At 42.4% G+C, this 13325-nt stretch carries 12 protein-coding genes and 1 other annotated feature; all 12 genes read left to right on the forward strand.

From position 1 onward, the window contains the following. The first annotated feature begins 5 nt into the window (after positions 1-5). The 12 genes from rae1 (at position 6) to rpoC (ending at position 13148) form a co-directional block, all read left to right on the forward strand. A complete protein-coding gene (rae1, locus tag HC660_RS00630) occupies positions 6-518 on the forward strand; it encodes a ribosome-dependent mRNA decay endonuclease Rae1/YacP (protein ID WP_010332760.1) in 513 nt (170 codons plus the stop codon). A 62-nt stretch (positions 519-580) separates the two neighbouring features. Further along, on the forward strand, positions 581-1237 hold the full coding sequence (gene sigH, locus HC660_RS00635; protein WP_003225758.1) for an RNA polymerase sporulation sigma factor SigH: 657 nt from the start codon (positions 581-583) through the stop codon (positions 1235-1237). A gap of 92 nt (positions 1238-1329) precedes the next feature. After that, complete coding sequence (gene rpmG / locus HC660_RS00640; RefSeq protein ID WP_003156421.1) at positions 1330-1479, forward strand: 50S ribosomal protein L33; 150 nt, start codon at positions 1330-1332, stop codon at positions 1477-1479. 33 nt (positions 1480-1512) lie between these two features. After that, positions 1513-1692, forward strand: a complete 180-nt coding sequence (gene secE, locus HC660_RS00645) for a preprotein translocase subunit SecE (protein WP_010327716.1) — start codon at positions 1513-1515, stop codon at positions 1690-1692. 183 nt (positions 1693-1875) lie between these two features. Beyond that, complete coding sequence (gene nusG, locus HC660_RS00650; protein ID WP_010332761.1) at positions 1876-2409, forward strand: transcription termination/antitermination protein NusG; 534 nt, start codon at positions 1876-1878, stop codon at positions 2407-2409. 167 nt (positions 2410-2576) lie between these two features. Then, positions 2577-3002: a 50S ribosomal protein L11 gene (gene rplK, locus HC660_RS00655; protein ID WP_003156430.1), complete on the forward strand. Its 426-nt coding sequence runs from the start codon at positions 2577-2579 to the stop codon at positions 3000-3002. Positions 3003-3096: 94 nt separating this feature from the next. Continuing rightward, entirely contained in the window at positions 3097-3795 is a 699-nt protein-coding gene (rplA, locus tag HC660_RS00660; protein WP_003225765.1) for a 50S ribosomal protein L1, read from the forward strand. A gap of 48 nt (positions 3796-3843) precedes the next feature. After that, positions 3844-3983: a sequence feature (ribosomal protein L10 leader region), on the forward strand. A gap of 64 nt (positions 3984-4047) precedes the next feature. Continuing rightward, positions 4048-4548 carry a 50S ribosomal protein L10 gene (rplJ, locus tag HC660_RS00665; RefSeq protein ID WP_010332762.1) on the forward strand — a complete coding sequence of 167 codons (501 nt, stop codon included), beginning with the start codon at positions 4048-4050 and terminating at the stop codon, positions 4546-4548. A gap of 44 nt (positions 4549-4592) precedes the next feature. Continuing rightward, the gene (rplL, locus tag HC660_RS00670) at positions 4593-4964 is read left to right on the forward strand and encodes a 50S ribosomal protein L7/L12 (RefSeq protein ID WP_003156436.1); all 372 of its coding nucleotides are present in this window, start codon (positions 4593-4595) and stop codon (positions 4962-4964) included. A 90-nt stretch (positions 4965-5054) separates the two neighbouring features. Then, the gene (locus HC660_RS00675; protein ID WP_244956479.1) at positions 5055-5660 is read left to right on the forward strand and encodes a class I SAM-dependent methyltransferase; all 606 of its coding nucleotides are present in this window, start codon (positions 5055-5057) and stop codon (positions 5658-5660) included. A gap of 245 nt (positions 5661-5905) precedes the next feature. Then, positions 5906-9487 (forward strand): DNA-directed RNA polymerase subunit beta, encoded by a 3582-nt coding sequence (gene rpoB, locus HC660_RS00680; protein WP_010332764.1) that lies wholly within the window; start codon positions 5906-5908, stop codon positions 9485-9487. 61 nt (positions 9488-9548) lie between these two features. Beyond that, positions 9549-13148 (forward strand): DNA-directed RNA polymerase subunit beta', encoded by a 3600-nt coding sequence (gene rpoC, locus HC660_RS00685; protein WP_010332765.1) that lies wholly within the window; start codon positions 9549-9551, stop codon positions 13146-13148. Positions 13149-13325: the final 177 nt, after the last annotated feature.

Below are 13325 nucleotides of genomic sequence, written 5' to 3' on the forward strand. Positions count from 1 at the left end.
GATTAATGGATATCCTGTTAGTAGACGGATACAACATGATTGGAGCCTGGCCGCAGCTGAAGGATCTAAAAGCGAACAGTTTTGAAGAGGCGAGAGACGTACTGATTCAGAAAATGGCTGAATATCAATCGTATACAGGAAACAGGGTTATTGTCGTATTTGACGCACATCTTGTGAAGGGGCTTGAGAAAAAACAGACCAATCACAGAGTTGAAGTGATTTTCACAAAAGAGAATGAGACTGCGGATGAGCGGATAGAAAAGCTGGCACAGGCTCTGAATAACATTTCGACTCAAATTCATGTTGCGACCTCTGACTACACTGAGCAGTGGGCGATTTTCGGACAGGGGGCATTGCGAAAATCAGCCCGTGAGCTCTTGAGAGAGGTAGAAGCAATCGAAAGGCGAATCGAAAGGCGGGTAAGAAAGATCACTTCCGAAAAGCCAGCGGGTAAAATTGCTTTATCGGAAGAGGTTTTGAAAACGTTTGAAAAATGGCGGAGGGGCGACTTAGATTAAGTTGACGCTTTTTTGTCCAATAATGTATAATATTTCTATCTACGTGCGCCGGGGGGATCGGAGTGAATCTACAGAACAACAAGGGAAAATTCAACAAAGAGCAGTTTTGCCAGTTGGAGGACGAGCAGGTCATTGAAAAGGTTCATGTTGGGGACAGTGATGCGTTAGATTACTTGATTACGAAGTACCGAAACTTTGTTCGTGCAAAAGCGAGATCCTATTTTTTAATAGGTGCGGATAGAGAAGATATTGTTCAGGAAGGAATGATAGGCCTCTATAAGTCTATTCGTGACTTCAAAGAGGACAAGCTTACCTCTTTCAAAGCTTTCGCAGAATTATGTATTACCCGCCAAATTATTACCGCAATAAAGACAGCTACTCGCCAGAAACACATTCCTTTGAATTCCTACGTCTCATTAGATAAACCGATTTTTGATGAAGAATCAGACCGAACGCTGCTTGATGTTATTTCGGGAGCGAAAACATTAAACCCAGAAGAAATGATTATCAATCAGGAAGAATTTGATGATATAGAAATGAAAATGGGAGAACTTTTAAGTGATTTAGAGAGAAAAGTACTTGTATTATATCTAGACGGAAGAAGCTATCAAGAGATTTCAGATGAGCTGAACCGCCATGTGAAATCGATCGATAACGCTCTTCAGCGAGTGAAACGCAAGCTGGAGAAGTACCTGGAAATTCGTGAGATCAGTTTGTAATAGGTATTTATGGTATATTGACAGTATTTTTCCGACTATGATATGTTACTTAAGATAAGAACTAATGTCTATTTAGAAAAAGGTGTAATGACATGAGAAAAAAGATTACGTTAGCATGCAAGACATGCGGAAACCGTAATTATACGACAATGAAGAGCTCTGCATCAGCGGCTGAGCGATTAGAAGTAAAGAAATACTGCAGTACTTGCAATTCACATACAGCTCATCTTGAAACAAAATAGTGTTTGCGCTTTTAAATTGTGGAGGTCTTTTACATGCGTATTATGAGATTCTTTAAAGATGTTGGGAAAGAAATGAAAAAGGTAAGCTGGCCTAAAGGAAAAGAGTTAACTCGCTATACCATCACGGTTATTTCAACAGTTATCTTTTTTATTATCTTTTTTGCCCTCCTTGACACAGGAATTTCTCAATTAATTCGTTTAATAGTTGAATAATGATCAGCAATACGTGCTATAATAGATCATAATATCACTTGCCAAAACCCGTTCAGCGGGTTTTTTATTGTGGGTTAAAAATGAAAGTTATCATAGGCTTACCGCCTATTTTTTGCATGAAGCGTTATGGTAGTACACTAAAACCAAATGCGGGGAGGGAAGGACTGGACAGTCCTGAAGAGAATGGAAAAGAATTGGTATGTTGTTCACACGTACTCTGGTTATGAGAACAAAGTAAAAGCCAACTTGGAAAAACGTGTTGAATCAATGGGGATGCAGGATAAGATTTTTCGTGTAGTCGTACCTGAAGAAGAAGAGACGGATATCAAAAACGGCAAGAAAAAAGTCGTCAAAAAGAAAGTATTCCCTGGCTATGTCCTTGTTGAAATCGTCATGACGGATGATTCTTGGTATGTTGTCCGCAACACACCTGGTGTTACTGGATTCGTAGGTTCTGCCGGCTCTGGTTCAAAACCGACGGCGCTTCTTCCTGGCGAAGCAGAAACCATTCTGAAGAGAATGGGTATGGACGAACGCAAAACTGACATTGACTTTGAATTAAAAGAGACAGTGAAAGTGATAGACGGACCTTTTGCCAACTTTACTGGATCAATTGAAGAGATTGACTACGATAAAAGCAAGGTTAAAGTTTTCGTTAATATGTTCGGCCGTGAAACGCCGGTTGAGCTGGAATTTACCCAGATCGACAAATTGTAATGTGAAAAAACTTGAAATTGCTATATATAAATGATAATATAGCAAAGGTACGTCTTGGACTTATCCAAGGCAGCTAGCTTGATATTTCATCATTCATATAAAGAATGAAACCTTGAGTGGGAGGGTTTACCCTATTACCACATCACGGACTTAAGGAGGTGTGTCTCGTGGCTAAAAAAGTAGTAAAAGTTGTAAAATTGCAAATTCCTGCTGGAAAAGCTAACCCAGCGCCGCCAGTTGGACCTGCACTAGGTCAAGCCGGTGTTAATATCATGGGATTCTGTAAGGAGTTTAACGCTCGTACAGCTGACCAAGCTGGTTTAATCATTCCTGTTGAAATTTCGGTTTACGAAGACCGTTCATTTACATTTATTACAAAAACTCCACCTGCTGCAGTATTGCTTAAAAAAGCAGCTGGAATTGAGTCTGGTTCTGGTGAACCAAACCGTAATAAAGTGGCAACCGTTAAGCGCGATAAAGTACGCGAAATCGCTGAAACGAAAATGCCTGACTTAAACGCAGCAGACGTTGAAGCGGCAATGCGCATGGTTGAAGGTACTGCACGCAGTATGGGTATTGTAATCGAGGATTAATTTGTTTCTTGTCGGGTTGCGAGTTTTCACAAGTTCGCAACCCTTATTCGTGGGAGGTTATTCCGCTATAACCACATAAGGAGGAAATTTTAAAATGGCTAAAAAAGGTAAAAAGTACGCAGAAGCTGCTAAGCTTGTAGATCGTGCGAAAGCTTACGATGTTTCTGAAGCAGTAGCTCTCGTTAAAAAAACAAACACAGCTAAATTCGACGCTACAGTTGAAGTTGCATTCCGTCTAGGGGTTGACCCTCGTAAAAACGACCAGCAAATCCGCGGAGCAGTTGTGCTTCCAAACGGAACTGGTAAAACTCAGCGCGTTCTCGTTTTCGCAAAAGGCGAAAAAGCGAAAGAAGCTGAAGCTGCTGGTGCAGATTACGTTGGAGATACTGACTACATCAACAAAATTCAACAAGGCTGGTTCGATTTCGATGTAATCGTAGCTACACCTGACATGATGGGTGAAGTTGGTAAAATCGGTCGTGTGCTTGGACCAAAAGGTTTAATGCCAAACCCTAAAACTGGTACAGTTACTTTCGAAGTTGAAAAAGCAATCGGCGAAATCAAAGCTGGTAAAGTTGAATACCGCGTAGATAAAGCTGGAAATATCCATGTTCCTATCGGTAAAGTTTCTTTCGAGGATGAAAAACTTGTTGAGAACTTTACAACAATGTATGATACAATCCTGAAAGCAAAACCTGCTGCAGCAAAAGGTGTTTACGTGAAAAACGTTGCTGTAACTTCTACTATGGGACCTGGTGTCAAAGTAGACGCTTCAACTTTCAACGTAAAATAATATTTGACATGACATCAACATTCTGATATGATTCAAAATGTTGTAAAATATAATATATCATTTATACCGTAGACAGTAGGGGCTTAACAGCTTAATATCCTACCGAGGTGTATATTATCACAGCTATTACGTTACGTATGCTTGTATATACAGCCTCCATGTCTCATGGAGGCTTTTTATATGGAATCCGTTTCTCAGTCGTGATCACCTGACGGTATAAGTGTTACACAAGAATCTACAGGAGGTGTAACCATGAGCAGCGCAATTGAAACAAAAAAAGTTGTTGTTGAAGAAATTACTTCTAAATTAAAAGAAAGCAAATCAACGATCATCGTTGATTACCGCGGACTTAACGTTTCTGAAGTAACAGAACTTCGTAAACAGCTTCGTGAAGCTAACGTTGAGTTCAAAGTTTACAAAAACACAATGACTCGCCGTGCGGTTGAACAAGCTGAACTTGATGGTTTGAATGATGTCTTAACTGGACCGAATGCAATTGCATTCAGTACTGAGGATGTTGTCGCTCCAGCTAAAGTTATTAACGAGTTTGCTAAACAGCATGAAGCTCTTGAAATCAAAGCTGGCGTTATCGAAGGTAAAGTTTCTACTGTTGAAGAAGTGAAAGCTCTTGCTGAACTTCCATCACGCGAAGGCTTGCTTTCTATGTTGCTTAGCGTACTTCAAGCTCCAGTTCGTAACCTTGCTCTTGCTGCAAAAGCTGTGGCAGATCAAAAGGAAGAACAAGGCGCTTAATCTAATCAGTTTTTAAAAATCAAAACAAAATGGAGGAATTACAAATGGCTTTAAATATCGAAGAAATCATTGCTTCCGTTAAAGAAGCAACTGTACTTGAATTGAACGACCTAGTAAAAGCAATCGAAGAAGAATTTGGCGTAACTGCTGCTGCTCCTGTAGCTGTAGCTGGCGGAGCTGCTGCTGGCGGAGCTGCTGAAGAGCAAAGCGAATTCGACCTTATCCTTGCTGGTGCAGGTTCACAAAAAATCAAAGTTATCAAAGTTGTACGTGAAATCACTGGTCTTGGCTTGAAAGAAGCTAAAGAACTTGTTGACAACACTCCAAAACCTCTTAAAGAAGGTATTGCTAAAGAAGAAGCTGAAGAGCTTAAAGCTAAACTTGAAGAAGTTGGCGCTTCTGTAGAAGTTAAGTAATCTTCAATTGCCTGTAGGGGAAGCTCGCTTTTATGAGGCGGGCTTTTTCTTTGCCATTCTTTAAGTAATGAAAAAAAGGAGGTTCTAATAATGAGTGAGCACTATTATTCAGAAAAACCTTCAGTGAAAAGCAACAAACAAACATGGTCTTTTAGGCTTCGAAACAAGGAATTTACGTTTACCAGCGACAGCGGTGTTTTTTCTAAAAAAGAAGTCGATTTTGGCTCACGCCTGCTGGTCGAATCTTTTGAAGAGCCTGAAGTTAAGGGCAGCTTTTTAGATGTAGGCTGCGGCTATGGCCCGATTGGATTATCGCTGGCTAGTGACTTTAAAGACCGGACCATCCACATGATTGATGTTAATGAAAGAGCCGTAGAGTTATCAAATGAAAATGCAGAACAAAACGGGATAACAAACGTTGAGATTTACCAAAGCGATTTGTTTTCAAACGTAGACTCTGCTCAAACATTTGCTTCTATTCTTACAAATCCCCCAATCCGAGCCGGAAAAAAAGTTGTCCATGCTATCTTTGAGAAAAGCGCTGAACACTTAAAAGCTTCAGGTGAATTGTGGATCGTCATACAGAAAAAACAAGGTGCGCCTTCTGCCATTGAAAAGCTTGAGGAACTGTTCGAAGAAGTTTCTGTCGTTCAAAAAAAGAAAGGCTATTATATCATAAAAGCAAAAAAAGTTTGACTCGGTATTTTGGCTATGTTAATATTATAAAATGCCAATGTATATATTTAGATTGATATGATGAAATGTCAATATCTATGTATAAATTATACAAGTATGGAAATGCTAATAAAATCGGTATTTGTTTTTGGATGTGGTTTTCTTAATTAGAAACCCTTTTTTCTTTTGTCTTGTAAAAGTGTTTTCTTTCTTTGAAAGAGATGCTTATTACACATATAATACGCATGATTTGAGGGGTGAATCAGTTGACAGGTCAACTAGTTCAGTATGGACGACACCGCCAGCGCAGAAGCTATGCTCGCATTAGCGAAGTGTTAGAATTACCAAATCTCATTGAAATTCAAACCTCTTCTTATCAGTGGTTTCTTGATGAGGGTCTTAGAGAGATGTTTCAAGACATATCGCCAATTGAGGATTTCACTGGTAACCTCTCTCTTGAGTTCATTGATTACAGTTTAGGGGAGCCTAAATATCCAGTAGAGGAATCAAAAGAACGTGATGTGACTTACTCAGCTCCGCTAAGAGTGAAGGTTCGTTTAATTAACAAAGAAACTGGAGAGGTAAAAGACCAAGATGTCTTCATGGGTGATTTCCCTATAATGACAGATACAGGTACTTTTATCATAAACGGTGCGGAACGCGTTATCGTTTCCCAGCTTGTTCGGTCTCCAAGTGTATATTTCAGTGGTAAAGTAGACAAAAACGGTAAAAAAGGTTTTACCGCAACTGTCATTCCAAACCGTGGCGCATGGTTAGAATACGAAACTGATGCGAAAGATGTTGTTTATGTACGCATTGATCGCACACGTAAGTTGCCGGTTACGGTTCTTTTGCGTGCTCTCGGCTTCGGCTCCGATCAAGAGATTCTTGATCTCGTAGGGGAAAACGAATACCTGCGAAATACGCTTGATAAAGATAACACAGAAAACAGCGATAAAGCGCTGCTTGAAATCTACGAGCGCCTCCGTCCTGGAGAGCCGCCTACAGTGGAAAATGCGAAGAGCTTGCTTGATTCTCGTTTCTTTGATCCGAAACGATACGATCTTGCCAATGTAGGACGCTATAAAATTAATAAAAAGCTTCATATTAAAAATCGCCTCTTTAATCAGAGACTTGCTGAAACGCTTGTTGATCCTGAAACAGGAGAAATCCTGGCTGAAAAAGGTCAGATTCTTGATAGAAGAACACTTGATAAAGTACTGCCATACTTAGAAAACGGAATCGGCTTCAGAAAGCTGTATCCGAACGGCGGTGTTGTTGAGGACGAAGTAACGCTTCAATCCATTAAAATCTTTGCTCCTACTGATCAAGAAGGAGAACAGGTTATTAATGTCATCGGCAATGCTTACGTTGAAGAAGAGATTAAAAACATTACACCTGCTGATATTATTTCTTCTATCAGCTACTTCTTCAACTTGCTGCACGGAGTAGGCGACACAGATGATATTGACCATCTTGGAAACCGCCGTTTACGTTCTGTAGGTGAACTTCTCCAGAACCAATTCCGTATCGGTTTAAGCCGTATGGAGCGTGTGGTTCGTGAGAGAATGTCAATTCAAGATACGAATACAATTACACCTCAGCAGCTGATCAATATTCGTCCTGTTATTGCGTCCATTAAAGAGTTCTTTGGAAGCTCTCAGCTTTCTCAATTCATGGACCAGACGAACCCGCTTGCTGAATTAACACATAAGCGCCGTCTGTCGGCTCTTGGACCGGGCGGATTGACACGTGAGCGTGCCGGAATGGAAGTGCGTGACGTTCACTACTCCCACTATGGCCGTATGTGTCCGATTGAAACGCCTGAGGGACCGAACATCGGTTTGATCAACTCACTATCATCATATGCAAAAGTAAACCGTTTTGGCTTTATTGAAACGCCATATCGTCGCGTTGATCCTGAAACAGGAAAAGTGACGCCAAGAATCGATTACTTAACTGCTGATGAAGAAGATAACTACGTTGTCGCTCAGGCAAATGCACGACTCGATGACGAAGGTGCGTTTGTGGATGACAGCATTGTAGCCCGTTTCCGCGGAGAGAATACCGTTGTTCCTAGAAACCGTGTTGATTACATGGATGTATCGCCTAAGCAGGTAGTATCTGCTGCGACAGCATGTATCCCGTTCCTAGAAAACGATGACTCGAACCGTGCCCTAATGGGAGCGAACATGCAGCGTCAGGCTGTGCCTTTGATGCAGCCGGAAGCGCCATTTGTAGGAACTGGTATGGAATACGTATCAGGTAAAGACTCTGGTGCCGCTGTTATTTGTAAACACCCTGGTATCGTTGAACGTGTAGAAGCGAAAAACGTTTGGGTTCGCCGTTATGAAGATGTAGACGGTCAAAAAGTAAAAGGAAATCTGGATAAATACAGCTTGCTGAAATTTGTCCGCTCTAACCAAGGTACTTGCTACAACCAGCGTCCGATCGTAAGTGTCGGCGATGAAGTGGTAAAAGGAGAAATCCTTGCTGACGGTCCTTCTATGGAGCTTGGTGAACTTGCGCTTGGCCGTAACGTAATGGTCGGCTTTATGACATGGGATGGCTACAACTATGAGGATGCCATCATCATGAGTGAACGTCTTGTGAAAGATGATGTTTATACATCTATTCACATTGAAGAATATGAATCAGAAGCACGTGATACAAAACTTGGGCCTGAAGAAATCACTCGCGATATTCCAAACGTCGGTGAAGATGCACTTCGCAATCTTGATGACCGTGGAATTATCCGTATCGGGGCAGAAGTAAAAGACGGAGATCTTCTTGTTGGTAAAGTAACGCCTAAGGGTGTAACAGAACTTACTGCAGAAGAGCGCCTTCTTCACGCCATCTTTGGTGAAAAAGCCCGCGAGGTTCGTGATACTTCTCTTCGTGTGCCTCACGGCGGCGGCGGAATTATTCACGATGTTAAAGTCTTCAACCGTGAGGACGGAGACGAACTTCCTCCAGGTGTAAACCAGTTAGTGCGCGTATATATCGTTCAGAAACGTAAAATTTCTGAAGGGGATAAAATGGCCGGTCGTCACGGTAACAAAGGTGTTATCTCTAAGATTCTTCCTGAAGAAGATATGCCTTATCTTCCTGACGGCACACCAATTGATATCATGCTTAACCCGCTGGGCGTACCATCACGTATGAACATCGGGCAGGTATTAGAGCTTCACATGGGTATGGCCGCTCGTTACCTCGGCATCCACATTGCGTCACCGGTATTTGACGGAGCGCGTGAAGAGGATGTTTGGGAAACACTTGAAGAAGCCGGAATGTCTCGTGACGCTAAAACTGTTCTTTACGACGGACGTACCGGAGAGCCGTTTGATAACCGTGTATCTGTTGGTATCATGTACATGATTAAACTGGCTCACATGGTTGACGATAAACTTCATGCACGCTCTACAGGTCCTTACTCACTTGTTACGCAGCAGCCTCTTGGCGGTAAAGCTCAATTTGGCGGACAGCGTTTTGGTGAGATGGAGGTTTGGGCACTTGAAGCTTACGGTGCAGCGTACACTCTTCAAGAGATTCTGACTGTTAAGTCTGATGACGTGGTTGGACGTGTGAAAACATACGAAGCCATTGTTAAAGGCGACAACGTTCCTGAACCTGGTGTTCCGGAATCATTCAAAGTATTAATTAAAGAACTTCAAAGTTTAGGTATGGATGTGAAAATCCTTTCTAGCGATGAAGAAGAAATAGAAATGAGAGATTTAGAAGACGAAGAAGATGCAAAACAAGCTGACGGCCTGGCGTTATCAGGTGATGAAGAGCCGGAAGAAACAGCATCTGCAGACGTTGAACGCGATGTAGTAACAAAAGAATAATCTCTAGTTATAAAGGCAAGTGACATCGGTTAATCCGAAGATAAAAAGGGAGGTAGGCCCCTTGCTAGATGTGAACAATTTTGAGTATATGAACATCGGTCTTGCTTCACCGGATAAAATCCGTTCATGGTCTTTTGGTGAAGTGAAAAAGCCTGAAACGATAAACTATCGTACGTTAAAACCTGAAAAGGACGGTCTATTCTGCGAACGCATTTTCGGACCGACTAAGGACTGGGAATGTCATTGCGGGAAGTACAAGCGAGTTCGTTATAAAGGCGTAGTTTGTGACCGCTGCGGAGTTGAAGTAACACGGGCTAAAGTCCGTCGTGAGAGAATGGGGCACATTGAACTGGCTGCCCCAGTTTCCCACATTTGGTATTTCAAAGGTATTCCAAGCCGTATGGGTCTTGTGTTGGATATGTCGCCTCGTGCATTGGAAGAAGTTATTTACTTTGCTTCTTATGTTGTAACTGATCCGGCAAATACACCGCTTGAAAAGAAACAGCTTCTATCTGAAAAGGAATACCGTGCGTATCTTGATAAGTACGGCAATAAGTTCCAAGCATCTATGGGTGCTGAAGCGATTCATAAACTTCTTCAAGATATCGATCTTGTAAAAGAAGTTGATATGTTAAAAGAAGAGCTGAAAACATCTCAAGGACAGCGTCGTACTCGTGCGATCAAACGCCTTGAAGTGTTAGAAGCCTTCCGTAACTCAGGAAACAAGCCTTCTTGGATGATCCTAGATGTGCTTCCTGTTATTCCTCCTGAGCTCAGACCGATGGTTCAGCTTGATGGCGGACGTTTTGCGACTTCTGATTTGAACGACCTTTATCGTCGTGTCATCAACCGTAACAATCGTTTGAAACGCCTTTTAGACCTTGGTGCGCCTAGCATTATCGTTCAAAACGAAAAGCGTATGCTTCAAGAGGCTGTCGATGCTTTAATTGACAACGGCCGTCGCGGACGCCCTGTAACAGGTCCTGGTAACAGACCATTAAAATCTCTTTCTCATATGCTGAAAGGGAAGCAAGGACGTTTCCGTCAAAACCTTCTTGGTAAACGTGTCGATTACTCCGGACGTTCTGTAATCGTCGTTGGTCCTCATTTGAAAATGTACCAATGCGGATTACCGAAGGAAATGGCGCTCGAACTTTTCAAACCTTTCGTTATGAAAGAGCTTGTTGAAAAGGGTCTTGCTCACAACATTAAGAGTGCGAAACGTAAAATTGAGCGCGTACAGCCTGAAGTATGGGATGTACTAGAATCAGTTATCAAGGAGCATCCGGTACTTCTGAACCGTGCCCCTACGCTTCACAGATTAGGTATCCAAGCGTTTGAACCAACACTTGTTGAAGGACGCGCAATCCGTCTTCACCCGCTCGTATGTACAGCTTATAACGCTGACTTTGACGGTGACCAAATGGCGGTTCACGTACCATTATCTGCAGAAGCTCAAGCTGAAGCACGCATCTTGATGCTTGCCGCTCAAAACATCTTGAACCCTAAAGATGGTAAACCGGTTGTAACACCGTCTCAGGATATGGTACTGGGTAACTATTACCTGACTCTAGAGCGTGCCGGTGCTGTCGGTGAAGGTATGGTCTTCAAGAATACGGATGAAGCGCTTCTTGCTTATCAAAACGGATATGTTCATCTTCATACGAGAGTCGCTGTTGCAGCGAACTCCCTTAAGAACGTGACATTTACCGAAGAGCAGCGCTCAAAATTGTTAATTACAACTGTCGGTAAACTGGTCTTCAATGAAATTCTTCCAGAATCATTCCCTTACATGAATGAACCAACGAAGAGCAACATTGAAGAGAAAACACCTGACCGTTTCTTCTTAGAAAAAGGTGCCGATGTAAAAGCTGCCATCGCACAGCAGCCAATCAATGCACCGTTTAAAAAAGGTATTCTGGGTAAAATCATCGCGGAAATCTTTAAACGATTCCACATTACGGAAACGTCTAAAATGCTTGACCGCATGAAAAACCTAGGTTTCAGATATTCAACAAAAGCTGGTATTACAGTTGGGGTTTCTGACATCGTCGTTCTCGATGATAAACAAGAAATTCTTGAAGAAGCACAAGGCAAAGTTGATAACGTTATGAAGCAGTTCCGCCGCGGTCTGATCACTGAAGAAGAACGCTATGAGAGAGTCATCTCTATCTGGAGTTCTGCAAAAGATGTTATCCAAGGCAAACTGATGAAATCACTTGATGAGCTCAACCCGATCTACATGATGAGTGACTCTGGTGCCCGTGGTAACGCGTCTAACTTTACTCAGCTTGCCGGAATGCGCGGCCTGATGGCCAACCCGGCTGGACGTATCATTGAGTTACCAATCAAATCTAGTTTCCGTGAAGGTCTGACAGTATTGGAGTACTTTATCTCCACTCACGGTGCGCGTAAAGGTCTTGCCGATACCGCCCTTAAAACTGCTGACTCAGGTTACCTTACACGCCGTCTTGTTGACGTTGCACAGGATGTTATCATCCGTGAAACTGATTGTGGAACTGACCGAGGCATCCTTGCTCAACCGCTTAGAGAAGGCACTGAAATCATTGAGCGCTTAGAAGAACGCTTAATCGGCCGTTTTGCAAGAAAACAAGTGAAACATCCTGAAACAGGTGAAGTGCTTGTAAACGAAAACGAACTGATTGATGAGGATAAAGCGATTGAAATCGTAGAAGCCGGCATTGAAGAAGTGTGGATCCGTTCTGCCTTCACATGTAATACGCCTCATGGTGTATGTAAACGATGCTATGGCCGAAACCTTGCGACTGGTACCGATGTAGAAGTCGGTGAAGCAGTCGGCATCATCGCTGCCCAATCAATCGGTGAGCCTGGTACACAGTTAACAATGCGTACATTCCATACAGGCGGGGTTGCAGGAGACGATATCACACAAGGTCTTCCGCGTATCCAAGAGCTTTTCGAAGCGCGTAATCCAAAAGGTCAGGCAACAATTACCGAAATCGACGGTACAGTCGTTGAAATCAATGAAGTTCGCGACAAACAGCAGGAAATTGTGGTTCAAGGCGCAGTTGAAACACGCTCTTATACGGCACCATATAACTCCCGCTTAAAAGTAGCGGAAGGAGATAAAATTACTCGCGGCCAAGTGCTGACAGAAGGTTCAATCGATCCGAAAGAACTTCTTAAAGTGACTGACCTGACTACTGTTCAAGAGTATCTTCTTCATGAGGTTCAAAAGGTTTACCGTATGCAGGGTGTTGAAATCGGCGATAAACACGTAGAAGTAATGGTTCGCCAAATGCTTCGTAAAGTACGTGTGATTGATGCCGGTGATACTGATGTGCTTCCTGGCTCATTACTTGATATTCACCAATTTACTGAAGCGAACAAAAAGGTATTGCTGGAAGGCAAACGTCCAGCTACAGGCCGTCCTGTCTTACTCGGTATTACCAAAGCTTCTCTTGAAACTGATTCATTCTTATCTGCTGCTTCCTTCCAGGAGACAACACGTGTCCTTACAGACGCAGCGATCAAAGGTAAGCGTGATGAACTTCTCGGCCTGAAAGAGAATGTTATCATCGGTAAGCTTGTTCCGGCTGGTACTGGAATGATGAAATACCGAAAAGCAAAACCTGTTTCAAATGTTCAATCGACTGAGGACATGGTTCCGGTTGAATAACTGATATTATGCTGCTGAAAGACTGCAAAACAGTCTTTCAGCAGTCATATTTAAATAAAAAAATCACTCTATGAGAAGTTAGAAACTAAAAAATGTCATACCTTGTTGACATTCGTCTCCTAGAATGATAATATAACCAAGGTGCTCGAATAAACCTGTTACTTTGGAGGATATGTT

The sequence above is a fragment of the Bacillus mojavensis genome (assembly GCF_012648005.1).
GTDB classification, from domain to species: Bacteria; Bacillota; Bacilli; order Bacillales; family Bacillaceae; genus Bacillus; species Bacillus mojavensis.

Excerpts from the sequence above, each read along its gene's own strand:
- rae1 (WP_010332760.1), top strand. The coding sequence starts at position 6 with ATGGATATCCTGTTAGTAGACGGATACAACATGATTGGAGCCTGGCCG.
- rpmG (WP_003156421.1), top strand. The coding sequence starts at position 1,330 with ATGAGAAAAAAGATTACGTTAGCATGCAAGACATGCGGAAACCGTAAT.
- secE (WP_010327716.1), top strand. The coding sequence starts at position 1,513 with ATGCGTATTATGAGATTCTTTAAAGATGTTGGGAAAGAAATGAAAAAG.
- nusG (WP_010332761.1), top strand. The coding sequence starts at position 1,876 with ATGGAAAAGAATTGGTATGTTGTTCACACGTACTCTGGTTATGAGAAC.
- rplA (WP_003225765.1), top strand. The coding sequence starts at position 3,097 with ATGGCTAAAAAAGGTAAAAAGTACGCAGAAGCTGCTAAGCTTGTAGAT.
- rplJ (WP_010332762.1), top strand. The coding sequence starts at position 4,048 with ATGAGCAGCGCAATTGAAACAAAAAAAGTTGTTGTTGAAGAAATTACT.
- rplL (WP_003156436.1), top strand. The coding sequence starts at position 4,593 with ATGGCTTTAAATATCGAAGAAATCATTGCTTCCGTTAAAGAAGCAACT.
- HC660_RS00675 (WP_244956479.1), top strand. The coding sequence starts at position 5,055 with ATGAGTGAGCACTATTATTCAGAAAAACCTTCAGTGAAAAGCAACAAA.